The following is a 24,795-nucleotide window of genomic DNA, read 5'->3' on the forward strand; positions in this document are numbered from 1 at the left end:
GCCGCCGGGTCAGGGATCATGGGTGGGGTGCGGGTACTGGTGATCGAGGACGAGACCCGGCTCGCCGACGCCCTGGCCTGGGGGCTGCGGGCCGACGGTTACGCCGTCGACGTGGCCGGCAGCGGCACGGTCGGCCTGGAGCAGGCCCTGACCCAGGCGTACCAGGCGATCATCCTCGACATCATGCTGCCGGGCCTGAACGGCTACCGGGTCTGCGCCGGGCTGCGCCGGGCCGGGGTGGACACCCCGATCCTGATGCTGACCGCGAAGAACGGCGAGCACGACGAGGCCGAGGCCCTGGACACCGGGGCCGACGACTACCTGAGCAAACCGTTCGCCTGGGTGGTGCTGACCGCGCGGCTGCGGGCCCTGCTGCGCCGCGCCCCGGCCACCCGGTCCCCGACGATCGAGGTCGGCGACCTGGTGATCGACCCGGCGCGGCGCTCCTGCCACCGGGCCGGGCAGGAGATCCGGCTGACGGCCAAGGAGTTCACCGTGCTGGAGTGCCTGGCCCGCCAGGCCGGGTACGTGGTGTCGAAGTCGGAGATCCTCGACCGCGTGTGGGACGGCACCTACGAAGGCGACTCCAACGTGATCGAGGTGTACGTCAGCGCGCTGCGCCGCAAGATCGACGGGCCGTTCGGCCGCCGCACGATCAACACCGTGCGCGGGGTCGGCTACCGGCTGCTGGCCGATGCGTGACCGGTGGCCGCTGCCGACGCGGGCGCGCTCGGCGCTGGTCGCGGGGCTGGCCTGCGCCTTCGTGTTCACCTTCGGCGGCCTGGCGGCCCGGCACTTCGTCGAGGTCCGGACCATGGAGCAGTCGAGGTTCCTCACCACCCAGGCGCTGATACAGTTCTTCTTCACCCGGTTCGAAGGCACCCGTTACGACGGCCCGAACGCGCCGGACGCCCCGGTCGCCCAGACCAGCCTCGATGGGCGCACCTTCGAGGTGGTGCTGGACTCGGGCCGGGTGGCGATCCGCAGCCACGACTTGGCCACCTACTATCCCGGGCGGCCACCACTACCCCCGGTACCCGCCGGCGCCCGGGTCCCGAGCCGGACGGTCTCGTTCGGTCCGGGTGTGGTCTCCGGGCCCAGCAACAGTCTGGAAGACCGCACCTTCGAGGTCCAGGGCATGTCGATCCGGCTCCCGGTCGAGGTGGTGAACCCGCCGGGGCGGTCCGGGTACTTCTTCTTCACCGGCCTGCGCACCCCGCTCGCCGTGCCGCAGCAGCCCGAGTACGTGAACGCCACCGTGTACCTGTTCGTCGAGCCGTACTACACCGAGCGCGCGCTGGGTGGGGTGGACGGGGCGTTGTGGATCGGCATCCCGCTGTCGGTGCTGTTCGTCGCGGCGGCCGCGTGGGTGGTCGCCGGACGCGCGCTGCGACCGGTGGCGGCGATCCGCGCGGAGATGGCCGAGATCGGCGAACACGCGCTGCAACGGCGCGTGCCGGTGCCCGCCGCGCGTGACGAGATCGCCGAGCTGGCCGCCACCACCAACGCCACCCTCGACCGCCTTCAGTCGGCCATGCGCCAGCAACAGCGGTTCGTGGCCGACGCCAGCCACGAGCTGCGCAGCCCGCTGGCCGCCCTGCGCACCGGGCTCGACAGTGCCCGCAGCCATCCGGACCAGGCCGACTGGCCGTCGGTCACCGGCCGCGCCCTGGCCGACGTCGGCCGCCTGCAGGCCCTGGTCACCGATCTCCTGCTGCTCGCCGAACAAGAGGGGAAACCCCAGGTCCCCCTGGGCTTGGTGGACCTGACCGCACTGGCCGAGGAGCAGACCGCCGAACGCCGTTACCTCGTCGAAGACCGCGAAATCCGGTGCCAGGCGGAGGCCGAGGCCCTCGTCCGCGGCGATCCGGCCCCGCTGGAACGGGTGCTGCGCAACCTGCTCGACAACGCGGTGCGGCACGCCGGATCCACCGTGGTGGTCTCCGTGACCAGCACGGCGGAGACCGTGGTCCTGGAGGTGGCCGACGACGGCCCCGGCGTCGCTGCGGCGGACCGGGAGCGCGTGTTCGACCGGTTCACCCGGCTCGACGACGCGCGGGCTCGTGATGCGGGGGGAACCGGCCTCGGTCTGGCCATCGCCCGCATGATCACCCGGCGGCACGGCGGCACGCTGCGGGTGGCCGACAGCGCCGTGGGGGCGCGGTTCGTGGCCACCTTCCCGCGAGCGGAGGACCCCGGACACTGAGGGCCGGTCAGCGTCGCCTTCGCCGCCGTCGCGAGCCCACCGTCAGGTCCTCGGCCGTGGCCTCGGGCTCGGCGGCCTCCTCCACGGTTTCCGCCAGCCCCAGCATCTCCGCGGCCTGCTGCTGTGCGGAGGCGAACCGGCCCGAAGGCTCGTCCCTGGCCCGCCGCAGGGCGGACGGACGCAGCCGGTGGTAGCCGCGCACCGCCACCGGACGCCGGGTGCGGAGGTCGAATTCCGGCCGGGATTCGAGCGCGCCGGCCAGCTCGCGGTCGACCAGGATCGTGCCCGGGCGGGCGACCGAGGTGAGCCGGGCGGCGAGGTTGACCACCGAGCCGTAGACGTCGCCGAGCCGGGACAGGATGCGGCCCGAAGCGAGTCCGGCGCGGACCGCGGGCCGGTCCGGCGCGGCGCTGGTCCGCTCGGTCAGGGTCAGGGCGATCTCGGCCGCCGCGGCGGGCTCGTCGGCCACGAACAGGACCTCGTCGCCGATCATCTTGACCACCCGGCCGTGGTGCTCGGCGATGACCTCGGTGGCCAGCGATTCGAACGCGTCCAGGACCTGGCTCAGCTCGTCCTCGTCGATCTGGCGGGTCAGCCGGGTGTAGCCGACCATGTCGACGAACCCGACGACCTGCGTGCGGGTTTCGAGGTCCTCGTCGGGCGCCGCGAACGCGCGCGCGGCGTACGCGGCGAGGTGGCGGCGCCAGACGAAGTTCTGCACCTGCTCCAGCTCGGGCAGCAACCGCTCGACCAGCCGGGCCACCTGCCGGTCGTCGCGCGCCAGCTCGGGGTTTTCGGTGATCAGCGTCCACAGCAGGTGCACCTGCCACTCGGCCAGCCGTGAGAGGTGCTGGCCGAGCGCCCGCGTCACCGCCACCTCGAAGTCCGCCTCCACCAGACCGGAGTGCACGAGCTGGTCGGTGGTGCGCATGGCCTCGACGTCGGCGTCGGTGAACACGGCCTCGGTGTCGTCCACCGTCGCGAACCCGAGGGCCCGCCACAGGCGGCGCGAACGCTCCTCGGGCACGCCGGCCCGCTCGGCCACTTCGAGGCGCGTGTACCTGCGCGGGCCGCCGAGCAGCACTCGCTCGAGGCGGTGCTGGAGATCGCCGGTGGCCACGGCTCAGGTCGTGTGCACGATGAGCACGTCGACCCCCGACTTGCGGGCCACCTCCGAGGGCACCGAGCCCAGGATCCGCCCGGCCAGCGTGTTGAGCCCGCGGTTGCCGACCACCAGCAGGTCGGCCGAGCGCTCGTGCACCACCTTGCGCAGCGCGTCGACCGGCTCGCCCTTCAGGGCCACCGTCTCGATGGTCTTCGCACCGGCCTTGGCCGCCCGGTCGCGGGCGCTCTGCAGGGTGTCCTCGGCCGGGGCCGAGCCGACCACCTGGTAGGCCTCGTCGCCCAGCTCGTCCTGCGCGCGGTCCACGTCGTGCTTGCTGGCCGGGTAGTAGGCGCACACCACCACCAGGGTGGCTCCGGCGTCACCGGCGACCCCGGCCGCCCGGTCCACCGCGGCCAGCGACGAGTCCGACCCGTCGGTGCCCACCACCACAGTCCGATACACAGCCATCCGCGAACCTCCCAGCGACCGGCGAACAGGGCGCTGCCGCCCCTTGTCGGGTGGAAGGTTACTCGCCAGTCGGTTTCCCTGCCGGGCGCGGTGACGCCTGGGCCGGGGCCTTCGGTTTCTGCACGTCCGAGGCCCTCAGGCGCACGGTCTTCTCGATGTCGTTCTCGCCGTTCGCACTGTTGGCACTGTTGGTGCTCTTCGCACCGTTCGCGCTACCCGACGGCTTCGGCGTGGGCGACGGCGTCACGGCCGCCTTGATGTCCGCGGGCACGGCCGTGTCGGTTTCGCCGAGCACGTGGTGCGCCTCGGCCAGCACGGTCCGGGCCTGGCGCACCTGCTCGGCCAGGCTGGAACGCACGGTGCGCAGGGACTCGACGCGCTCGTTGGCCTGGGTGATCCGCCGGTTCGACTCGTCGGTGGCGGTGCGCACCCGGCGGCGGGCCTCGTCGGCCGCCTCGGCCAGCCGCGCGTTGGCCTCGTTGATCGAGTCCTGACGGCGCTGGTTCGCGTCGGCGACCGACTCGCGCTGGCGGCGTTCGATGTCCGCCTTCGCGGTGGTCTCCTCTTCCAGCACCTTCGAGCGGATCGCGGCGGCGTCCTCGGCCGCCTCGCGCACCCGGCGTTCGGCCTCGGCCTTGCTCGCGGCCTCCTGCTCGGCCAGCACCCGCATGGCCTCGGCCCGGCGCGCGGCCATGGCGATCTCGAAGTCCTCTTCCACCTGGGTGCGGCGGGCCTCGGACTCCGCGTCGAGCCGCTTGCGCTCGGCCTCGGCCTTGTCCGTGATCTCCTTGCCCTCGGCGCGGGCGTCTTCGAGCACCTTGCGGTGCTCCGCCTCCATCTCCTTGCGCCGCAGGTCGAGCTCGGTGAGCAACTGCTCGTAGCGGGCGCGCATGGCGCTCGCGTCCGTCTCCGCCTTCGCGCGGATGTGGCCGGCCTCGGCTTCGGCCCGCGCCCGCGTGTCCGCGGCCTCGTCCTGCGCCAGGCGCAGCATGCGCTGAAGCCGCTCGGACAGGCCCTCGACGCTCGTCGGCGGTTGCGCCAGCCGGTCCACCTGGCCGCGCAGGTCGGCGATCTCGCCGCGCGCGGTCTCCAGCTGCCGCGCCAGATCGCCCGCCTGGCCGATGGCGGCGTCCCGGTCGCCGGTGAGCATCTTCAGGTCGGCGTCCAGCCGTTCCAGGTGTTCGTCGACCTGTGCTCGGCTGTAGCCGCGCTTCGCCACGTCGAAGCCGGCTCCCAGCGGCACCAGCTCCCGTTCCTCGCCAAGGCTCATGGGACCACCGTAGTCGCTACGGGGTCCCGGACGGGTGAGCCCCCACGGTCTCCGGCCGGTACCTGCGCCGACCGGGCGAACGGGATCGCCCGATGGCGGGGCCTCACGCCCCGCGGAACGCGTTGATCCCGTCGAGGTGCTTGGCCCGCAGCTCTTCGTCTCGCACGCCGAGCCCTTCCTCCGGCGCCAGCGCGAGCACGCCGACCTTTCCCTGGTGCGCGTTGCGGTGCACATCGAGGGCGGCCTGGCCGGTCTCTTCGAGCGGGTAGGTCTTGGACAGCGTCGGGTGCACCAGCCCCTTCGCGATCAGCCGGTTGGCCTCCCACGACTCGCGGTAGTTGGCGAAGTGGGAGCCGATGATCCGTTTCAGGTTCATCCACAGGTACCGGTTGTCGTACTGGTGCAGATAGCCCGAGGTCGAGGCGCAGGTCACGATCGTGCCGCCCTTGCGCGCGGCGTAGACCGACGCGCCGAAGGTCTCGCGGCCCGGGTGCTCGAACACGATGTCCGGGTCCTCGCCGCCGGTCAGCTCGCGGATCTTCGCGCCGAACCGCTGCCACTCCCGCGGGTCCTGCTCGTGCTCGTCCTTCCAGAACCGGTAGCCCTCGGCACTGCGGTCGATGATCAGCTCGGCCCCGAGCTTCCGGCAGATCCCGGCCTTCTCCGGGCTGGAGACCACGCACACCGGGATGGCTCCGCCGTTGAGCGCGTACTGCGTGGCGTACGAGCCGAGGCCGCCCGAGGCGCCCCAGATGAGCACGACGTCGCCCTGCTTCAGGTCGGCGCCGTTGCGCGAGACCAGCTGCCGGTACGCGGTGGAGTTGACCAGCCCGGGGGAGGCGGCCTCCTCCCAGGTCAGGTGCGCCGCCTTCGGCATCAGCTGGTTGGCCTTGACCAGCGCGACCTCGGCCAGCCCGCCGAAGTTGGTCTCGAAGCCCCAGATCCGCTGCTCGGTGTCGAGCATGGTGTCGTTGTGCCCGTCCGGACTCTCCAGCTCCACGTTCAGGCAGTGCGCGACGACCTCGTCCCCCGGCTTCCAGGTGTGCACCCCGGCGCCGGTGCGCAGCACCACGCCGGACAGGTCGGAGCCGACCACGTGGTAGGGCAGGTCGTGCCGCTTCGCCAGCGGCGAGAGCCGGCCGTACTTCTTCAGGAACTTGAACGTGGGGATCGGCTCGAAGATCGAGGTCCACACGGTGTTGTAGTTGATGGCGCTCGCCATCACGGCGACCAGCGCCTCGCCCGGGCCCAGCTCGGGGGTCGGCACCTCGTCGACGTGCAGCGACTTGCGCGGGTCCTTGTCCTGGCTGTCCAGTCCGTCGAACAGGCCGACCTCGTCCTCGTGCACCGTCACCCCGCGGTAGCTCTCGGGCACCGGCAGCGCGCCGACCGCGGCGGAGTCCCCGCTGAGGATGGCCTGCTTGATCTCGTCGAGCTGCGTCATCGATACCTCCGGCAGGAGCGGTCGCGGCCTGGCGCACGAAATTACCCGTCAGTAACTCGTGGCACAACTGTAGGAGACAAGAGGCTCCCACACACCCGCGGTGTGACCCACGGATCTCGGCCGGCCGGACGGAAGGGGCATCGGCGTCCTCGCCGCTCTTTCACCCCTTCGGCTCAGCACGGGCAACCCCGCGATGGGGACGATGGTGGTCCCCGGCGGGGGAGCCGGATCGTCTCCGGACGGCACGGACGGCACGGACGGCACGGGCGGCAGACTGGCAGCGAAGGAGCCGGCATGACCGAGGACTCGGCGCAGGAGCGGATCCTGTGCGCCGCCGAGGAACTGTTCGCCGAATCCGGCTTCGAGGCCACCCCTACGTCCCGCATAGCGGAGCGCGCCGGGGTGCCGAAGGGCTTGGTGCACTACTACTTCCGCCGCAAGTCCGACCTGCTGGCCGCGCTGGTGGACCGGCTGCCGGACGAGCGGATCGAGCTCGCCGCGGTGGTCGTCCCCGGCGACCTGGCGGGCAGTCTGCGCCGGCTGGTGGTCGAGCTGGACCGGCGCTTCGCCGGTTCACTCGGCCTGTCCCACCTGCTGTGGCGCGAGGCCGACACCCACCAAGCGGTGCGCGAGGCGCTCGCGGAACGCTTCCAGCAGCTCGTGCGGCTGGTCCGCTCGGTGATCGCGGGCGCGGCGGGCGGGCGGCTGGCCGTGGCGGACCTCGACAGCGCCTCGGGCCTGCTGGCCCGCGCGGTCAGCCACCGCCACGCGACGGCGCGGCACTCCCGCGACGACCGCCCGGCGGAGTTCGACGGTGAGCTCACCTTCCTGGCGAACGCCCTCTCGTCGAAGATCCGCCCCGCCGCACCGGCCGACTGAGCCGAAGCCCGCCTCCGGTCGGTGCAGTGCTGGCCAGTGCTGGCCAGTGCTGGTCAATGTTGGTCAGTGCCGGGCGGAGGCCGGCTCCACCAGCTCGACCAGCACGCCACCGGCGTCCTTGGGGTGCACGAAGTTCACCCGGCTGTTCGAGGTGCCGCGTTTGGCCTCGTCGAACAGCAGCCGCAGTCCCTTCGCCCGCAGGGCCTCGGCGGCAGCGTCCACATCGGACACCCGAAGGGCCAGCTGCTGCAGGCCGGGTCCGTTGCGGCCGAGGAACTTCGCGATCGTCGAACCCTCGTGCAGGGGCGCGAGGAGCTGGATCATCGTCTCGGTGCCCGCGGAGCCGGGGGCGCGCAGCATCGCCTCCCGGACACCCTGCTCCTCGCTCACCTCCTCGTGCGCGACCTCCAGTCCGAAGTGCGTGGTCTGGAAGGCGATGGCGGCGTCGAGGTCGGGCACGGCGATGCCGACGTGGTCGATGGCCGTCACGAAGGGCTCGAGCACGGACTGCGCGGGCGGCGCGGACTCAGCGTTCATGGGCGCCATGATAAGGGCTCATCGGCTGTCGCTCCCCCCTCGAACCGGTACGTGCGCCCCCTCACACTGGCTCCGTCAAGAGGGGTCCGGCCCGGGTATGGTCGGTGGATCTACCAGTGCGCCGATGCTTTGGAGGACGTCGTGTCCGGTTCCGTGATCCTGGGCGCTGCCCGTACTCCGATCGGTCGCCTGCTCGGCTCGCTGAAGGACTTCTCGGGCGCGCAGCTCGGCGGATTCGCGATCAAGGCGGCGCTGGAGCAGGCCGGGGTCGACCCGAAGGACGTCGAGTACACGATCATGGGCCAGGTCCTCACCGCCGGCGCGGGCCAGATCCCGGCCCGGCAGGCGGCCGTGGCCGCGGGCATCCCGATGGACGTGCCCGCGCTGAGCATCAACAAGGTCTGCCTCTCCGGCCTGGACGCGATCGCGCTGGCCGACCAGCTGATCCGCGCGGGCGAGTTCGACCTCGTGGTTGCGGGCGGCCAGGAGTCGATGACCCAGGCCCCGCACCTGCTGCCCAAGTCCCGCACCGGCTTCAAGTACGGCGACGTGACGATGCTCGACCACATGGCCCACGACGGCCTGTTCTGCGCCTTCGACCAGGTCGCCATGGGCGCCTCGACGGAGAAGCACAACGGCCGCTACGGCGTCACCCGCGAGCAGCAGGACGAGTTCTCCGCGCGTTCGCACCAGCGCGCCGCGGCGGCGATCGAGGCCGGGTTCTTCCGCGCGGAGATCGCGCCGGTGTCGATCCCGCAGCGCAAGGGCGAGCCGGTGCTGTTCAGCGTGGACGAGGGCGTGCGCGCGGACACCACCGCGGACAGCCTGGCCCGGCTGCGCCCGGCGTTCGCCTCCGACGGCACGATCACGGCCGGCTCCGCTTCGCAGATCTCCGACGGCGCGGCCGCGGTGATCGTCGCCAGCGCGGCGAAGGCCGCGGAGCTGGGTCTCACGCCGCTGGCCGAAATCGGCGCGCACGGCGTGGTCGCGGGACCGGACGCCTCGCTGCACGAGCAGCCGTCCAACGCCATCCGCAAGGCGCTGGCCAAGGCGAAGCTGGACGTGGGCGACCTCGACCTGGTCGAGATCAACGAGGCGTTCGCCGCGGTCGGCGTGGTTTCGTCGGAGAAGCTGGGCCTGGACCCGGCGAAGGTGAACGTCAACGGCGGGGCCATCGCGCTGGGCCACCCGATCGGTGCGTCCGGTGCGCGGCTGGCCGTGCACCTGGTGCACGAGCTGCGTCGCCGCGGTGGCGGTCTCGGCGCGGCGGCGCTCTGCGGGGGCGGTGGCCAGGGCGATGCCCTGCTGCTGCGCGTCCCGTCGGCCTGAGCCGGGCCGATCGGACCAGGGGACGAACCGGTGGCCGGACCCGACCTCGACGAGCTGGTCGGCCGCGCGCGCGAAGGCCGTCCGCGCGCGGTCGCCCGGCTGATTTCGCTGGTCGAGGACGCTTCGCCGGCGGTGGCGGAGGTGGCGCGCCGGCTCACGCCGCACACCGGCCACGCCCGGGTGATCGGCCTGACCGGCCCGCCCGGGGTCGGCAAGTCGACCTCGACTTCGATGCTGCTCACCGCCCTGCGCGCGGCCGGGCAGCGGGTCGGGGTGCTGGCGATCGACCCGTCCTCGCCGTTCTCCGGCGGCGCGCTGCTGGGCGACCGGATCCGGATGACCGAGCACGCGACCGACCCCGGGGTGTTCATCCGCTCGATGGCCACCCGGGGTCACCTGGGCGGGCTGTCCTGGGCGACGCCGCAGGCCGTGCGCGTGCTCGACGCGGCCGGCTTCGACGTGGTGCTGATCGAGACCGTCGGGGTAGGACAGTCCGAAGTGGACGTCGTGAAACTGGCCGACACCACCGTGGTCCTGCTCGCCCCGGGCGCCGGCGACGGCATCCAGGCGGCCAAGGCGGGCGTGCTGGAGATCGCGGACGTGTTCGTGGTCAACAAGTCCGACCGCGAAGGCGCCGAAGCCACGGTGCACGACCTCAAGCAGATGATCTCCCTGTCCCGCCGCGAACGGCGCGGCGCGAGCTGGCGCCAGCCGATCGTGCGCACCGTCGCCTCGAAGGCCGAAGGCGCCGAAGAGGTCGTCGAAGCCCTGGACGCCCACCACGCCTGGCTCACCGCCCACGGCGAACTCACCCGCCGCCGCACCGCCCGCGCCCGCGGCGAGGTCGAGGCCATCGCCCTGCGCCGCCTCCACGCCGAACTGACCGACCTCCACCACGGCGACCGCCTCTCCGAACTGGCCGCCCGCGTGGTGACCCGCGAACTCGACCCATTCACCGCGGCGGCGGAGCTGGTCGCTGATCTGAAGCAGTAGCGTCGCCGCGCGGCCCGCTCGCGCAGCGGCCAAGTAGCCACCGAACGGACCCAACGGCGATGCGGACCGCGGCCCCACCGCGCTACCGCGTCCTCGCCAGCACGGTCACGGTGCCCCCTGGCCGGGGCCCGGGAGCTTCCGCGACTTTTGCGGGCTGCCGCCGCGGCTCGGGCGTTCCTATACTGCGGGCCTGCCACTGGGGATCACCGGAAAGGTTTCGCATGAAGAGGCTTCTCGTCACCGCGCTGACGGTCGGCGCGCTGTTGGCCGCGGTCACGCCCGCGGCCACCGCCGCCACCGCGCCCGCCGCGCCGGTCAAGGTCACGTCCGGTCCGTGCCAGTACACCGCGACCCCCGACGACCCCGCGGTCCGGCCGGTCTCGCTGCCGCCGGACCCGCGGCCCACCCCGGACCGCGGCAAGGTCGAAGTGCTGATCTCGACCAGCCAGGGGGCGCTGCCGCTGCGGCTGGACCGCGCGCAGGCGCCGTGCACCGTGCAGAGCTTCCTGCACCTGGCCCACCAGCGGTTCTACGACTTCACCACCTGCCACCGGCTGACCGCGTACCCGACGCTGAAGGTGCTGCAGTGCGGCGACCCGTCGGCCACCGGGGAGGGCGGCCCCGGCTACAAGTTCGCCGACGAGCTGCCCACCACCCTGCCGCCCGCGCCGAACGACCCGACCGGCCGGCGCCGGATCTACTCGCGCGGACTGCTGGCCATGGCGAACGCCGGCCCGGACACCAACGGCTCGCAGTTCTTCGTCGTCTACGGCGATTCCACGCTGCTGCCGAACTACACCGTGTTCGGCACGGTCGGGGCCCTCGGCCTGCACACGCTCGACCGGGTCGCCGCCGGCGGCATCAAGCCGGACGCGGACACCCCGCCGGGCACCACCCCGGTCGACGGCACGCCGGTGCGCACCACCGAACTGCGCCACGTGCTGCCGCTCTGCCTGTTCTGCGGCTGACCCCCGGCCCGGCCGAACTCCCGATCCGCCGGACTCCCTGACTCGCCGAACCCGGCCGGATCCCGCCGGCCGGGCTCAGCCGGTCACTTCCCACAACGCGTCGACCAGGGCCTGGGTGGCGCCGGCGAACGCGTGCCCGGCCGGGGCGGCGTAGCCGGCGATCACCCCGCCCGGTCCGCGTTCGCCGTGCCAGCACGGCCCGAGGCCCTCGATGCCGATCGCCCGGCGGCGGCACGCGGCCAGCACCTCGGCCTCGGCCGGGCTGCCCGGGCGGTCCAGCCCGAGCAGCAGGTGCAGTCCGGCGGAGATCCCTTGTGGACGGACGGTGCCGGGCAGTGCGGCCAGCAGCCGGTCGCGCCGGGCCCGGTACCCGGCCCGGGACCGGCGGACGTGGCGGTCGTGGGCGCCCGAGGAGATCAGCTCGGCCAGCGCGAGCTGGTCGAGCAGGGGTGGCCGCGCGCCGCTGCCCGCCATCGCCGCGCGGACCGGTTCGACCAGGGCCCGCGGCAGCACCAGCCAGGCCAGCCGCAGGGCCGGGGCCAGCGTTTTGCTCGCGGTGCCCGCGTAGACCACGTGCTCGGGGGCCAGCGCCTGCAACGCGCCGACCGGCCGGCGGTCGAAGCGGAATTCGCCGTCGTAGTCGTCCTCCACCACCACCGCCCCGGTCTCGCCGGCCCAGCGGGCCAGCGCCGCCCGGCGTTCGGGCGCGAGCGCGACGCCCATCGGGTACTGGTGCGCGGCGGTGACCACCACCGCAGGACTGTCCAATTCGGACACACGGAGCCCGTGGGCGTCGACGTCCACCGGCCGGATCCGCTGCCCGTTCGCGGCGGCGATCTCGCGGTAGAGGGGCAGTGAAGGGTTCTCGAAGGCCATTTCGGTCACCCCGCGTTCGCACAGCACCCGGGAGATCAGCGCGACCGCGTGGGAGAAGCCGCAGCACACCACGATCCGTTGCGGGTCGGTGAGCACCCCGCGGCTGCGGGAGAGGTAGGCCGCCAGGGCGGCCCGCAGCTCGGGCGCGCCCAGCTCCGCCGTGTAGCCGAGGTCGGCCGCGGCCACTCGCTGCAGGGCTTTGCGGGTGGCGGCTTGCCAGTCGGCGCGGGGGAACGCGGTCAGGTCCGGACGGCCCGGGCGCAGATCCCAGCGCGGCGCCAGCTCGCGTGGGACGGGACCGGGCGCGGACAACGGCAGCGCCCCCGCCGTGGCGACGCGGGTGGGCGCGCCTTGAAGGGTGTGCAGGTAGCCCTCGGCGGCGAGGTCGGCGTACACCCGCGTGACGGTCCCCCTCGCGACACCGAGGTCGGCCGCCAGCGCGCGGGTGGAGGGGACCGCCGCACCCGGCGGCCAGCGGCCCGACCGGACGGCCGCGCGGACCGCGTCCGCGAGTCCCGGACGCCCGGTCTCCGGCCGCCAGTCGAGGTGCACGTCGATACCGGAACCGGACCACGAATCTGCCACGCAACTGGACCATACTCGTGGACCAGTCCGGGCTAGCGTCGGTGGCATGACGAACCGCATCGCGATCGGGCGCTCCGTGCCCGGGATCTACCAGGCCATGTCCCACCTGCAGAGCGAGGTCGAGAAGGCGGCGGCGAACGCCGGGCTCGAAGGCAAGCTGCTGGAGCTGGTGAAGATCCGGGCTTCACAGATCAACGGCTGCGCCTTCTGCCTCGACCTGCACACCACCGACTCCCTCGGCCTGGGCGAGTCACCCCGCCGGATCTTCGTGCTCGAAGCCTGGCGCGAGGTGGAGCTGTTCAGCGAGCAGGAGCGCGCGGCGCTGGCGCTGACCGAGTCGATGACGCTGATCGCCGACCACAAGGACGTGCCCGACGACGTCTACGCCGAGGCCGTGCGGGTGTTCACCGAGGCGCAGTACCGGGTGCTGGCCTGGTCGATCGTCGCGATCAACGCGTGGAACCGGATCTCGGTGGCCAGCCACTCACCGCTGCCGGAACGCCAGGCGTGAGCTCCGGCGCGCTCCGGCTGAGCCAGAACGAACGGCCCGTGCCCGGTGTCGTGAACGGGCCGTTCGCAGAGGACCGGAATTCAGTGCTCGGTGGCCTTCTCGGCGCCCGCGCCGGTCAGCGACCGCACCTCCATCTCCGCGTACTTCGCCGCGTTGTGCTCCTTGGACAGCACTGTGCCGAGCCAGCCGAGGAAGAACGCGATCGGGATCGAGACCAGGCCCGGGTTGTCGAGCGGGAACCAGTGGAAGTCCACGCCCTGCAGCATCGACGCGCTCTTGCCGGTCTTGGGGTCGACCGGCTTGCCGGACACCGCCGGTGAGAACACGATCAGCACCAGGGTGATGACCAGCCCGCCGTAGATGCTCCACAGCGCGCCCTGGGTGTTGAACCGCTTCCAGAACAACGAGTACAGAATGGTCGGCAGGTTCGCCGAGGCGGCCACGGCGAAGGCCAGCGCCACCAGGAAGGCCACGTTCTGCCCGTTGGCCAGGATGCCGCCGAGGATCGCGACCGCGCCGATCACCAGCGCGGTGATCCGCGCGACGCGGACCTCCGAGCCCGGCTCGGTCCGGCCCTTCTTGAACACGTTCGCGTACACGTCGTGCGCGAAGGAAGCCGAAGCGGTGATCGTCAGCCCGGCCACCACCGCGAGGATCGTGGCGAAGGCGATGGCCGAGATCAGCCCGAGCAGCACCGGGCCGCCGAGTTGCAGGGCCAGCAGCGGCGCGGCCGAATTGACCCCGCCGGGCGCGGCCTTGATCCGGTCCGGCCCCACCAGCGCGCCCGCGCCGTAGCCGAGCACCAGGGTGAACAGGTAGAACACGCCGATCAGCCCGATCGCCCAGACCACCGAGCGGCGGGCCTCCCGCGCCGTGGGCACGGTGTAGAAGCGCATCAGCACGTGGGGCAGGCCCGCGGTGCCGAGCACCAGCGCGATGCCGAGCGAGAGGAAGTCCAGCTTGGTCGTCCCGGTGGCGCCGTACTGCTTGCCCGGACCGAGCAGCGTCGACCCGGCCCGGCCCGCCTTGTCCACGGCGCCCTGCAGCAGTGCGGAGAAGTTGAAGCCGTAGTGGCCGAGCACCCACAGCGTCATCGCGAGCGCACCGACGATCAGCAGCGCGGCCTTGATGATCTGCACCCAGGTGGTGCCCTTCATGCCGCCGATCAGCACGTAGGCGATCATGATCACGCCGACCACGGCGATCACCAGCGACTGCGCGGACTTGCCCTCGATGCCCAGCAGCAGCGCGACCAGCCCGCCCGCGCCGGACATCTGCGCCAGCAGGTAGAAGAACGAGACCACCAGCGTCGAGATGGCCGCGGCCGCGCGCACGGGCCGCTGCCGCATCCGGAACGCCAGCACGTCGCCCATGGTGAACCGGCCGGTGTTGCGCAACAGCTCCGCGACCAGTAGCAGCGCCACCAGCCAGGCGACCAGGAAGCCGATCGAGTAGAGGAAGCCGTCGTAGCCGTAGACCGCGATGGCCCCGGCGATGCCGAGGAACGACGCGGCCGACAGGTAATCGCCGGAGATCGCGATGCCGTTCTGCGGACCGGTGAACGCGCGCCCGGCGGCGTAGTAGTCCGAGGCGGTCTTGCTGGTGCGGCTCGCGCGGAACACGATCACCAGGGTGATCAGCACGAACACGGCGAAGATGATGATGTTCAGCGTCGGGTTGCTGCCTTCGACGCCGGCCGCGAGCGTGGTCATTCGGACTCCTTCGCGGCCGGGGCCTCGAGGTCGGCGCGGATCCGGTCGGACAGCGGGTCGAGCTTCCGGTTGGCGTAGCGGACGTAGAGCCCGGTGATGACGAAGGTGGAGACGAACTGCAGCAGGCCGAACAGCAGGCCGACGGTGAAGTTCCCGGCCAGCTTGGTGTTCATGAACCCGTGCGCGTAGTCGGCCAGCAGCACGTAGAGCAGGTACCAGGTGAGGAACAGCCCGGCCATCGGGAAGACGAAGCGCCGCAGCCGCCCGCGCAGTTCCCGGAACTCCGCGCTCTGCTGGACCTGCGTCCAGTCCGCTTCCGGCGGATCGCCGGTCACGCCCGTGTCGGTCATCGGCTTCTCCCTCGCTGCGCTGCGAATGTGGTCCGCGCCACAGTAGGGAGCCGGACACCGCGGGAGGAACCGTCAGCGGCCCAAACGCCGGGCCAGGCGACGAACGGTTGGCCAGCGGTGCGCGGGCGCCGTCGAATGGGGCGGCCCGGGACCGCGCTCGCGTTCGTCGAGGTGCAGGCGGAGCATCGCCGCCCCGCCCCAGGACGGCGGCCGGCCGCGCACCGAGACCACGGCCATCACGCCGAAGGCGAGCGGTACCGACCAGGGGGCCGGTTGCGCGACCAGGATCGCCACCCAGCCGTGCAGGCCCGGTCCGGCGAGCGCGAACAGGATCGAGCCGGACGAGCCGAGCAGCCCGGCCAGCACCCCGCTGATCGCGCCGGCCGCGGTCAGCCGCGGCCACCAGAGGCCGAGCACCAGCAGCGGGCAGAAGGTGGAGGCGGCCACGGTGAAGCCCCAGGTGACCAGCACCCCGGCGTCGAGCCCGGCCGAAGGCAGCGCGAGCAGGACCATCGCGGCGGCGACGAGCACCACCGTCACCCGCAGGCGCCGCAGCCCGCCGGAGGTCAGGTCGTAGGCCAGCGCGCCGGACATCACCAGCAGCAGCCCGAGCGAGGTGGCGAGGAAGGCGGCGAACGCGCCCGCGGTCAGCAGCGCGGTGAACAGCCGACCGGCCCAGCCGTGGTCGACCTGGGCCGGCAGCGCGACGACCACGGTGTCGGTGGCGCCGGAGAGGTACAGCTCGGGCACCAGCACCCGGCCGAGCACGCCGTAGACGCCGGGGAAGAGGTAGAACACGCCGAGCAGCGCGACGGTGATGGCCGCGGTGCGGCGCGCGGCGCGGCCGTCCGGGCTGGTGTTGAAGCGCATCAGCACGTGGGGCAGGCCCATCGTGCCGAGCACGGTGGCGATCAGCACGGCCCAGGTGCCGAGCAGCGGGTGGCCCTGGTCCTCGAGATCGAGCAGCGGCCGTTGCCAGTCCGGCCCGCCGAGCGCCGCGCCGCCGCGCACCGCGGGCACCGGCGCGCCCGCGGCGAAGGTCAGCTCCTCCCCGCTGCGGGCGGTGAGCTCGCCGGGTTCCCGGGTGACGGGCCCTTCGCCGGTGACCAGGGTGGTCGGCTCGCGCAGTTCGAGCGTGACGCCGGCCTGGAACTCGACCGTGGTCTCGCGGCCGAAGTGGGTGAATTCCACCGGGTTGAGGGCGGCTTCGCGGTCGCTCGCGCCGACTTGCAGCACGAGCCAGAAGGCGGGTACCAGGAACAGCACCAGCTTCAGGAAGAACTGGAACGCCTGCACGTACGTGGCCGCGCGCATTCCGCCGAGCGCGAGGGTGACACTGACGGCCGTGCCCGCGATGACCACCCCGACCCAGTACGGCGTGCCGCCGACCGCGGTGAGCACCAGCCCGGCCGTGCGGAACTGCGGCACCACGTAGATCGTGCCGATCACCAGCACCACCACCGCGGCCAGCCGCCGCAACGCGGGCGAGGCGAGCCGGGCCTCGGCGAAGTCGGGCACCGTCAGCGCCCCGGACCGCCGCAGGGGCGCCGCGACGAGCACCAGCATCGCGATGTACCCCGCGGTGAACCCGACCGGGTACCAGAGCGCGCCGACCCCGTCCTTCACCACGAGCCCGGCCACGCCGAGGAAGGAAGCGGCGGAGAGGTACTCGCCGGAGACCGCGGCGGAGTTGACGAAGGGCGAGATCCGGCGCGAGGCGACCAGGAAGTCCGAGGTGGTGCGCATGGCGGCGACCCCGCGGACACCGATCAGGAGGGTGATGAGGACCACGGGGGCCACGGCGAGGGCGATGTCCACTAACGGGCTCCGGCCGGGGTGGGGCGGGGAGCCGCCGGGGGGAGCCGGTTCGTGGCGGCGGACCGGGTTCCGTGCGGGGTGGCGTGCGGCGGCGCCGGTTGGGGGTGGAGGTGGCTGGGGTTGTGCGGCGCCGGTTGGTGGTGGGGGTGGCTGGGGTTGTGCGGCAGCGTCGGCGGGGGGAGGGGGTGGCTTGGGTTGTGCGGCGTCGGTCGGGGGTGGGGGTGGCTTGGGTTGTGCGGCGTTGGCTGGGAGTGGCCTGGGTTGTGCGGCGTCGGCTGGGGGCGGCGGTCGGGGTTGTGCGGCGGCGTCGGCTGGGCTCGGAGGCGGCTCGGGACGTGCGGCGGCGGCAGGGCTCGGGTGGGCGCGGATCGGGACGGGCTCATCGCTGGTCCTCGGTGCGTTCGGTGCGCTCGGCCCGGCGGAGCTGCCAGCGGGCCAGCCCGGCCATCACCGGGTACGGCAGCACCGCGATCATCAACCAGGACAACGGAATCCCCCACCACCGCACGTCGTCGAGGACCGGGGCCGCGGCGAAGACCACGGGCAGGCCCAGCACCAGCCCGAACAGCGCCACCAGCGCCGGGATTCCGCGCCGTCGCTGGGCGCGGTGGAGCTCGGCCGCGCGTTCGGCGTCGGCCGCCCGGAGCCGGGGCGTGCGCCAGCGGCCGCGGGCCTGCCGTCGTGAACGGGCCAGCCGCGTCTGCGGGCTGGTGACGGTGACCCGCCGGGGCCGCGCGTGGTTGCGCCGGTGGGGACCGGGCGGCACGCTCACGAGCCCGGCTGCCCGCGCTGCGCCGCTTCCAGCAGGCGGTCGCGCAGGTCTCGCGCGTGGCGCCGGCTCACCGGGACGTCGCCGGCCTCGGTGTGGGCCAGCAGCCCGCCCGCGGAGTCGCTGCGCAGCTCCAGCACCGCGCCCACGGCGAGCAGGAAACCACGGTGCACGCGGGTGAAACCGGCGCCCTCCCAGTACTCCTCCAGCCGGGAGAGGGGCATGCGCACCGGGTGCACGCCGCCGCGGGTGTGGAGGCGGACGTAGTCGCCGTGGGCCGCCACGAACAGGACGTCGTCGCGGCGGACGTAACGGGTGCGCCCGCCCGCGTCGACCGGGAGGGCGGCCATCGTGTCGGGCGCGGGCCGGGGACCGCCGGCCGGGGCCAGGCGCCGGACCTTCGCCAGCGCCGCCGCCAGCCGTTCCGTGCGGACCGGCTTCAGCAGGTAGTCCACCGCACCGATGCCGTAGGCCGCCACGGCGTGCCCGTCGTGCGCCGTGACGAACACGATCACCGGGGGTTCCGAGAGCTTCGCCAGCAGCGACGCCAGCTCCAGCCCGTCGAGTCCCGGCATCGAGATGTCCAGGAACACCGCGTCGAACCGGTCCGCCTGCACCAGCTTCACCGCCCGCAGCGCGTCGCCGGCCCCGACCACCTCGTCCACCTCCGGCGCCTCGCGCAGCATCCGGCACAACTCGGCCAGCGCCCCCGGGAGATCGTCGACGGCGAGCACCCGCAGCCCGCTCACGGCAGCACCCCCGGCTGGAACCGCGGCACGCGCACGACGACGCGGGTGCCCGCGCCCGGGGCGGTCTCGACCGTCAGCCCGTACCAGGCCCCGTAGACGGTGCGGAGTCGTCTGTCCACATTGGTCAAGCCCAGGCCGTCGCCGGCCCGGCCGGCGAGGATGTCCGCCGCGTGGGCCGGGTCCAGGCCCACCCCGTCGTCCTCCACGCTGATCACGCAGTCGTTCCCTTCCGCCTGTCCGTGCACCTGGACCAGCCCGGCGCCCGCGCGCGGCTCGATGCCGTGCCGGATCGCGTTCTCCACCAGCGGCTCCAGCACCAGGTACGGCACCGCGACGGCCAGCACCTCCGGAGCCACCCGCACCTGCACCCGCAGCCGCTCGCCCAGCACCGCGCGCTGCAGCGCCAGGTAGGTCTCCACCGCGCGGAACTCCTCGGCCACCACGGTGTACTCGCCGTGGCGCGCCAAGCTGTAGCGCGTGTAGTCCGCGAAGTCCAGCATCAGGTCCCGCGCCCGGTCCGGCTCCTCGCGGACCAGGGACGCGATCACGGTCAGCGCGTTGTACACGAAGTGCGGCGACATCTCCGCCCGCAACGCCCGAAGCTCGGCCTGCGCCGCCTGGTCCGCGGAGGACTCCAGCCGCCCGCGCTCCAGCGCCCGCACCACCAGCTCACCCGCCTGCCGCAGCACCCGGGACGGCGGACCGCCGACCACCAGCAGCGCACCGGCCAGCTCGTCGTGGACGTGCAGCGGCACGGCGTCCACCCCGCCCGACGACACCGGCTCCTCGCCGTGCAGCACCTCGTGCAGCAGACGATCCACGGCCGGGTCCGCGCCCGGCCGCCCGGACCACAGCAGCGAGCCCGAAAGGTCGGTGAGGCCGAGCCCGGCGAAGCCGAACAGCCGCCGCAGGCCGTGGGCGGCGCGGCGCGCGCGGAGGCCAGTGAGCCCGTCGGCCAGCTCGTCGGAGACCTTCCGGGCCGCGGCCAGCACGGCGGCGGGGCCGGTGCCCGAGGACCGGCGCGCACCCTCGGTCATCGACGGCCTCCCCTCGGTGCTGGTTCCGGGGTGCCGATCCTAGACCCGGACACGCCGAAGGGGACCCTCCTCGCCGGGAGAGTCCCCTTCGGCGCACCTCAGTGCGGGCTCAGCACTTCTGCTTGTAGAAGTACTGCGAATTCTGGTCCAGGTCGTCCTTGGTGATCGAGTGCAGTTGCGCGGTGAGGTGGCGGGTCACCGTCTTGCCCTCGATCGCGGCCACGGCCTGGTCGACGCCCTGGGTGCCGATCGAGGCCGGGTCCTGGGCGATCAGGGCCTGGTACTCGCCCTTGCGCAGGCCGTCCACTTCGGACGGACTGGCGTCGAAGCCGACCAGGTCGACCTGGCCGATCCTGCCCGAGTTGCGCAGACCGGTGGCCGCGCCCTCACCGGTGTTGAGGTTGGTGGCGAACACGCCGACCAGGTCCGGGGTGGAAGCCAGCGCCGCGGTCACCTTGCCCGCCGCCTGGTCGGGCTCGTTCTGGGTGAACTGGATGCCGGCCGACTTGAGGTTCGGGTGGTTCTTCAGCTCGTCGGTGAAGCCCTTGGCCCGCGCGTTCGAGGTCGACGTGCCCGCGATGGTGTCCAGCACCAGCACCGAGCCCGGCTTGTCGCCGACCAGCTTCGCCATCGTCTGCGCGGCCAGCTTGCCGCCCTCGGCGTTGTCCGAGGAGATCGACGAGACCGCGACGCTGGTGTCCTTGAGCGCGGTGTCCACCTCGATGATCTTCGCGCCGCGGTTCTTCACCTGCTCGATCGGCGCGCGCAGCGCCTGGTCGTCGGTCGGGGTGACCAGCAGCGCGGCCGGCGGGTTCGCGCCCAGCGCGTTGACGATCGTGGTCTGCATCGCCGCGTCGAAGCTCTGCGGCGCCTGCGTGGTCAGGTCGTAGCCGAGCTTCTTGGCCTCCTCCTGCGCCGCGCACTGCATCGAGATGTAGAACGGTTCGGCCTGCACCCCCGGCACCAGCGCGAGCTTCTTGCTGTTCGCCGGGTTCGACGAACCGCCGGAGCCGCTGTCGCCGATCTGCCCGCTGCCGCACGCCGCCACCAGTGAAGCGGCCGAAGCCAGCACTCCGGCGGTGATCAGGGTCTTGCTCAGCTGCATCTTCAAGCACCTCTTCGTACTCGGGGGAGGATTCAGCGGGAGTTGCGGCGGCGGCGACGTTGCTGGTCGAACCAGACCGCGGCGATGAGCACCGCGCCGACCACGATCCGCTGCCAGAAGTCCTGGACGTGGATGATGTTGAAACCCTTGGTCAGCACGGCCGGGATGAACACGCCGATCACCGTGCCCAGCATCGAGCCGACGCCGCCGAACAGGCTGGTGCCGCCCAGCACCGTGGCGGCGATGGCGTTCAGGTTGTCGGTGGTGTGCCCGGAGACCGTGGTCGAGGAGTAGTAGGCCAGGGAGAGGAACCCGGCCACCCCGGCCAGCAACCCGGTCAGCAGGTACACCTTCAGCAGGTGCCCGGTGACCCCGATCCCGGAGCGCCGCGCGGTTTCGGCGTTGGAGCCGACGGCGAAGGTGTAGCGGCCGAACTTGGTGGTGTGCAGCAGCCACGCACCGATCAGCGTGATCACCGCGGCCACCAGCACCAGGTTCGGCACGCCGCCGAACGAGGTGCCGTAGCCCAGCTGCCTGTTCAGCGCGGTGGGCACGCTGCGCACGTCGGACCCGCCGTTGAGCAGGTAGGCCACGCCGAGCGCCGCGCCCGTGGTGCCGAGCGTGACGATCAGCGGCGGGATGCCCGCCACCGCGATCAGGAACCCGTTGACCAGGCCCCAGACCGTGCCGCCCAGCACGGCCGCGACCAGCCCGGCGGTGATCACCCCCCAGCCGGCGCTCGACGCGTCGCCGCCGCTGAGCGCCTCCATGGTCTTGCCCGCCACCATGCCGGCGAAGATCAGCACCGAGCCCACGGACAGGTCGATGCCGGAGGTGATGATCACGAACGTCATGCCCACCGACACCACCAGCAGCACCGAGGCTTCGTTCATCAGCTGCTGGAAGTTGTACAGGGTGGGGAAGTTGTCCGGCGCGATCACGCTGAACACCAGGATCAGCGCCACCAGCACCAGCGCGATCCAGAACGTGTTCGCCCCGACCAGCCGCTGGCCCAGCGGCACCTTGCCGAAATCACCGTCCACAGTGGTCTGGATCGCCGGGTCCTCCACCGGTGTGCTCACGCCGCCTCCTGTGTCTTGCGGGGTACCCGCACCCGGTCGGCGGCGGGGGCGGGCTGGCGCGATCGTGTGCTCACGCCGCCTCCTGGGTTTTGCGGGGTACCCGCACCCGGTCGGCGGCGCGAGCGGGCTGGCGCGATGGTGTGGCTCACGCCGCCTCTTCCTGGACCAAGGCGCCGGTCATGGCGGCCACCAGGTCTTCGAGCTTCGTGTCCGGTCCGGCGAACCGGGCCACGCGGCGGCCCAGGCGCAGCACCTCGACCCGGTCGGAGACCGCCAGGACCTCGGGCATGTTGTGGCTGATCAGCACCACGGCGATGCCCTGGTCCCGCACCTTCTTGATCACCTCGAGCACGCGCTCGCGCTGCACCACGCCGAGCGCGGCGGTCGGCTCGTCCATGAACACGACCTTCGAGGCCCACACCACCGAGCGCGCCACCGCGACGCTCTGGCGCTGCCCGCCCGACAGCGTGCCGATCGGCACGTCGGTGCTCTGCAGGGTCACGCCGAGGCGCTTGAACTCCGCCACCGCCCGCCGCCGCATCTCGGGCTTGTCCAGCATGCCGATCTTGCCCAGGATGCCCTTGCGGTGCAGCTCCCGGCCCAGGAACAGGTTCGCGGCCGGGTCGAGCTCCGGGGCCACCGCGAGGTCCTGGTACACCGTTTCGATGCCCAGGCGCCGGGCGGTGGTGGGGCTGTCGAGCTGCACCTCGGCCCCGGCGAGCGAGATCCGGCCCGACGACGGCTGTTCCGCGCCGGACAGGCACTTCACCAGGGTCGACTTCCCGGCGCCGTTGTCGCCGATCAGGGCGGTGACCTCACCAGCACGGGCCTGGAAGCAGGCGCCGCGCAGGGCCTCCACCGAGCCGTAGTGCTTGGTGAGGTCGACGGCGTCGAGCAGGATCTCGCTCATCGGCTACCTCTTTTCGGGGAGCGGGGGACGGCAGCGGATCACGGTCAGGGTCCCGGTGACCTCGGCCTGGCCGGCGTCGAACGGGACCACGTAGGTGTCGCCCTTGGCCAGCGGGTGCTCGCCGCCGCGCTCCGTGCGCAGCGTGCCCTGGCCGTCGAGCACCACCAGCACCGCGAACGACGGGTCGAGCGCCACCGCCGGGCCGGTCACCTGCAGCCGGTCCGCGCGGAAGAACGCGTCCGAGCCGGGCGCCAGCAGGTCCACAGTGGACGACGGGTCGGCCGCGGTGTGCTTGACGATGGACTTCAGCCGCTGTTCGTCCCAGCCGGAGGTGTCCAGGGTTTCGATCGCGGTGTCGAAGCCGATGCCGAGGTGGCCCTTCTCCGGCGAAGCCAGGAAGTCCCGCCACTCCAGCGTGAGCGAGAAGTCCGTGGGCTGCTGGAGCTCGACCACGAACACGCCCTCGCCGATCGCGTGCGGCAGTCCGGACGGGATGTACACCGTGTCGCCGGCCTGGACCGGCACGCTGTTGAGCGCGCCCAGCATGCTCGGCGCGTCCTGCTCACGGGTCCACTCCGAGACGGTCTCCTTGCCCACCGTCTCCTTGAAGCCCGGGTACACCCGCGGGTCTTCGCCGTAGGTGCCGACCACGATCCACGCCTCGGTCTTGCCGAAGTGCGAGTCGAAGTGCTGCTGGGCGAACGCGTCCGAGGGGTGGAAGTGCACGGGCAGCCGCTGGCCGGCGTCGAGCAGCTTCACCAGCAGACCGGTGGAGTCGCCGAGCTTCTCCACGTGCTTGGCCCCGAGCCAGCCGGCCGGGTCCGCCCGCACGGCGTCGCGCAGCCACACGCCGCTGGGCAGCCGGGTCAGGCCGGTGGTGTCCTGGCCGAACATCGGGGTGACGGACCCGACCCAGTCCTCCGGGCCGAACTTGGTTTCGGAGCCGACACCGCGCAGGGCCGCGATGGCGTCGCCGCCGCGGTAGAACTGCGGGGGCTGGTTGGCCGGGAGCCGGATGGGCTGGAGGCGCTCACTCACGGGGCGACCTCACCGGAACCGCGGGCGACAAGATGCACGGGCAGGATTACCTTTCTCGGTGCGGACTGATCCCCCTGGACGCGGGCGAACAGCAGCTCTGCCCCCGCGTGCCCGAGGGCGCTGACGTCGTGCGCGACGACCGTGACCGGCGGCTCCAGCAGATCCGCCAGCTCGAAGTCGTCGAAGCTGACCACGGCGAGCCGGTGCGGCGCGTGCGCCAGCGCGCGCAGCAGGTGCACGGCCACCCGGTTGTTGCCGGCGATCACCGCGGTGGCGGCGCCGGGCCCGGTGAGCAGGCTCCGCACGGCGTGGCCCACGGTCTCCGGGGAGGGCGTGGTCATCACGACCAGGCTCTCGTCGTAGGAGATCCCGTTGCGCACGCAGCCTTCCCGGAAGCCGCGCAGGCGCTCGGCCGCGGTGAAGATGTCCGGGCTGTCGCCCAGGAAGGCGATCCGGCGGTGCCCGTGCCCGGCCAGGTGGGTGACCGCCTCGATCGCCCCGCCGAGGTTGTCCAGCAGCACCGTGTCGGCCACGATGTCGCCGGCCGGGCGGTCGAGGAAGACCACCGGCGTGCCCGCGCGCATCTCCGGCACCAGGTAGCCGTGCTGCAGGCCGGCGGGGACGACGAGGATGCCGTCCACCCGGCGCGCACAGAACTCCAGGGCCAGTTCGCGCTCGCGGTCGGAGTTCTCCTCCGAGGAGCCGGTGAGCACCTGGCGGCCGAACGAGGTGGCGATCCGCTCGACCGCGCGGTTGAGCTCGGAGTAGAAGGGGTTGCCGACGTCCTCGACGATCAGGCCGATGGTGCCGGTCGTGGACCCGCGGCGCAGGTTGCGCGCGCCGAGGTTGCGCCGGAAGCCGAGCTGCTCGATGGCCGCGACCACCCGCTCGGCGGTGTCCGGGTGCACCGCGGGCTCGTCGTTGACGACCCGCGACACCGTTTTGATGCTGACGCCCGCCAGCCGGGCCACGTCGCTCATGGTGGCCCGCCGGCTCGCCGGGCGGGGGAACCCGTCCGCTTCCCGGCCATGAGGAGACAACGTTGTCATAGTGG

24 protein-coding genes are annotated in these 24,795 nt (G+C 72.7%); 7 read left to right on the forward strand and 17 right to left on the reverse strand.

Annotated features, from left to right (window positions below):
- The first annotated feature begins 27 nt into the window (after positions 1-27).
- Together NYF13_RS35295 and NYF13_RS35300 are read left to right on the forward strand one after the other, a co-directional pair.
- Positions 28-702 carry a response regulator transcription factor gene (locus tag NYF13_RS35295; protein WP_315662449.1) on the forward strand — a complete coding sequence of 225 codons (675 nt, stop codon included), beginning with the start codon at positions 28-30 and terminating at the stop codon, positions 700-702.
- Positions 695-2,206, forward strand: a complete 1,512-nt coding sequence (locus NYF13_RS35300) for a HAMP domain-containing sensor histidine kinase (protein ID WP_315662451.1) — start codon at positions 695-697, stop codon at positions 2,204-2,206. Before NYF13_RS35295 ends, NYF13_RS35300 begins: the two co-directional genes overlap by 8 nt.
- Before the next feature lie 7 nt (positions 2,207-2,213).
- Here the strand turns inward: NYF13_RS35300 and NYF13_RS35305 are convergent, their stop codons facing one another.
- The 4 genes from NYF13_RS35305 to ccrA all read right to left on the reverse strand — a co-directional run bounded on the left by NYF13_RS35305 (position 2,214) and on the right by ccrA (position 6,493).
- The gene (locus tag NYF13_RS35305; protein WP_315662453.1) at positions 2,214-3,326 is read right to left on the reverse strand and encodes an adenylate/guanylate cyclase domain-containing protein; all 1,113 of its coding nucleotides are present in this window, start codon (positions 3,324-3,326) and stop codon (positions 2,214-2,216) included.
- 3 nt (positions 3,327-3,329) lie between these two features.
- Positions 3,330-3,779, reverse strand: a complete 450-nt coding sequence (locus NYF13_RS35310; RefSeq protein WP_315662454.1) for a universal stress protein — start codon at positions 3,777-3,779, stop codon at positions 3,330-3,332.
- Positions 3,780-3,837: 58 nt separating this feature from the next.
- Complete coding sequence (locus NYF13_RS35315) at positions 3,838-5,022, reverse strand: chromosome segregation protein (protein WP_315662509.1); 1,185 nt, start codon at positions 5,020-5,022, stop codon at positions 3,838-3,840.
- Between the two features lie 130 nt (positions 5,023-5,152).
- Complete coding sequence (gene ccrA, locus NYF13_RS35320) at positions 5,153-6,493, reverse strand: crotonyl-CoA carboxylase/reductase (RefSeq protein WP_315662455.1); 1,341 nt, start codon at positions 6,491-6,493, stop codon at positions 5,153-5,155.
- A 294-nt stretch (positions 6,494-6,787) separates the two neighbouring features.
- On the opposite strand from ccrA, the gene NYF13_RS35325 reads away from it, so the two are divergent.
- Positions 6,788-7,372: a helix-turn-helix domain-containing protein gene (locus NYF13_RS35325; RefSeq protein ID WP_315662457.1), complete on the forward strand. Its 585-nt coding sequence runs from the start codon at positions 6,788-6,790 to the stop codon at positions 7,370-7,372.
- Between the two features lie 63 nt (positions 7,373-7,435).
- Here NYF13_RS35325 and mce read toward each other — a convergent pair whose 3' ends face one another.
- Entirely contained in the window at positions 7,436-7,909 is a 474-nt protein-coding gene (gene mce / locus NYF13_RS35330; protein WP_315662459.1) for a methylmalonyl-CoA epimerase, read from the reverse strand.
- Between the two features lie 141 nt (positions 7,910-8,050).
- Here mce and NYF13_RS35335 point away from each other — a divergent pair, with 141 nt between their 5' ends.
- The 3 genes from NYF13_RS35335 (at position 8,051) to NYF13_RS35345 (ending at position 11,199) form a co-directional block, all read left to right on the forward strand.
- Positions 8,051-9,238, forward strand: a complete 1,188-nt coding sequence (locus NYF13_RS35335; protein WP_315662461.1) for an acetyl-CoA C-acetyltransferase — start codon at positions 8,051-8,053, stop codon at positions 9,236-9,238.
- 30 nt (positions 9,239-9,268) lie between these two features.
- Positions 9,269-10,231 (forward strand): methylmalonyl Co-A mutase-associated GTPase MeaB, encoded by a 963-nt coding sequence (meaB, locus tag NYF13_RS35340; RefSeq protein ID WP_315662463.1) that lies wholly within the window; start codon positions 9,269-9,271, stop codon positions 10,229-10,231.
- A 221-nt stretch (positions 10,232-10,452) separates the two neighbouring features.
- Positions 10,453-11,199, forward strand: a complete 747-nt coding sequence (locus NYF13_RS35345) for a peptidylprolyl isomerase (RefSeq protein ID WP_315662465.1) — start codon at positions 10,453-10,455, stop codon at positions 11,197-11,199.
- Between the two features lie 75 nt (positions 11,200-11,274).
- On the opposite strand, the gene NYF13_RS35350 is transcribed toward NYF13_RS35345, so the two are convergent.
- A complete protein-coding gene (locus NYF13_RS35350; protein ID WP_315662467.1) occupies positions 11,275-12,660 on the reverse strand; it encodes a PLP-dependent aminotransferase family protein in 1,386 nt (461 codons plus the stop codon).
- A 46-nt stretch (positions 12,661-12,706) separates the two neighbouring features.
- Between NYF13_RS35350 and NYF13_RS35355 the strand changes: the two genes are divergently transcribed.
- A complete protein-coding gene (locus tag NYF13_RS35355) occupies positions 12,707-13,171 on the forward strand; it encodes a carboxymuconolactone decarboxylase family protein (RefSeq protein WP_315662468.1) in 465 nt (154 codons plus the stop codon).
- A gap of 80 nt (positions 13,172-13,251) precedes the next feature.
- On the opposite strand, the gene NYF13_RS35360 is transcribed toward NYF13_RS35355, so the two are convergent.
- The 11 genes from NYF13_RS35360 to NYF13_RS35410 form a co-directional block, all read right to left on the reverse strand.
- Entirely contained in the window at positions 13,252-14,883 is a 1,632-nt protein-coding gene (locus tag NYF13_RS35360) for a cation acetate symporter (RefSeq protein ID WP_315662470.1), read from the reverse strand.
- Entirely contained in the window at positions 14,880-15,233 is a 354-nt protein-coding gene (locus NYF13_RS35365) for a DUF485 domain-containing protein (protein WP_315662472.1), read from the reverse strand. The genes NYF13_RS35360 and NYF13_RS35365 overlap by 4 nt, the downstream gene beginning before the upstream one ends.
- Positions 15,234-15,305: 72 nt before the next feature.
- Positions 15,306-17,051 carry a cation acetate symporter gene (locus NYF13_RS35370; protein WP_315662473.1) on the reverse strand — a complete coding sequence of 582 codons (1,746 nt, stop codon included), beginning with the start codon at positions 17,049-17,051 and terminating at the stop codon, positions 15,306-15,308.
- A 379-nt stretch (positions 17,052-17,430) separates the two neighbouring features.
- Positions 17,431-17,823 carry a hypothetical protein gene (locus NYF13_RS35375; RefSeq protein WP_315662474.1) on the reverse strand — a complete coding sequence of 131 codons (393 nt, stop codon included), beginning with the start codon at positions 17,821-17,823 and terminating at the stop codon, positions 17,431-17,433.
- Positions 17,820-18,569, reverse strand: coding sequence for a LytTR family DNA-binding domain-containing protein (locus tag NYF13_RS35380; RefSeq protein WP_315662475.1), 750 nt, complete (start codon positions 18,567-18,569; stop codon positions 17,820-17,822). Before NYF13_RS35380 ends, NYF13_RS35375 begins: the two co-directional genes overlap by 4 nt.
- Positions 18,566-19,606 carry a histidine kinase gene (locus tag NYF13_RS35385; protein ID WP_315662476.1) on the reverse strand — a complete coding sequence of 347 codons (1,041 nt, stop codon included), beginning with the start codon at positions 19,604-19,606 and terminating at the stop codon, positions 18,566-18,568. Before NYF13_RS35385 ends, NYF13_RS35380 begins: the two co-directional genes overlap by 4 nt.
- A gap of 109 nt (positions 19,607-19,715) precedes the next feature.
- A complete protein-coding gene (locus NYF13_RS35390; RefSeq protein ID WP_315662478.1) occupies positions 19,716-20,711 on the reverse strand; it encodes an ABC transporter substrate-binding protein in 996 nt (331 codons plus the stop codon).
- Between the two features lie 32 nt (positions 20,712-20,743).
- The gene (locus NYF13_RS35395; protein WP_315662479.1) at positions 20,744-21,793 is read right to left on the reverse strand and encodes an ABC transporter permease; all 1,050 of its coding nucleotides are present in this window, start codon (positions 21,791-21,793) and stop codon (positions 20,744-20,746) included.
- 145 nt (positions 21,794-21,938) lie between these two features.
- Positions 21,939-22,703 (reverse strand): ATP-binding cassette domain-containing protein, encoded by a 765-nt coding sequence (locus NYF13_RS35400; protein WP_315662480.1) that lies wholly within the window; start codon positions 22,701-22,703, stop codon positions 21,939-21,941.
- A gap of 3 nt (positions 22,704-22,706) precedes the next feature.
- Positions 22,707-23,741, reverse strand: coding sequence for a mannose-6-phosphate isomerase (locus tag NYF13_RS35405; protein ID WP_315662481.1), 1,035 nt, complete (start codon positions 23,739-23,741; stop codon positions 22,707-22,709).
- Positions 23,738-24,721, reverse strand: coding sequence for a LacI family DNA-binding transcriptional regulator (locus NYF13_RS35410; RefSeq protein WP_315662482.1), 984 nt, complete (start codon positions 24,719-24,721; stop codon positions 23,738-23,740). The genes NYF13_RS35405 and NYF13_RS35410 overlap by 4 nt, the downstream gene beginning before the upstream one ends.
- Between the last annotated feature and the right edge of the window lie 74 nt (positions 24,722-24,795).

The sequence above is a fragment of the Amycolatopsis sp. PS_44_ISF1 genome, from assembly GCF_032335455.1.
GTDB lineage: Bacteria > Actinomycetota > Actinomycetes > Mycobacteriales > Pseudonocardiaceae > Amycolatopsis.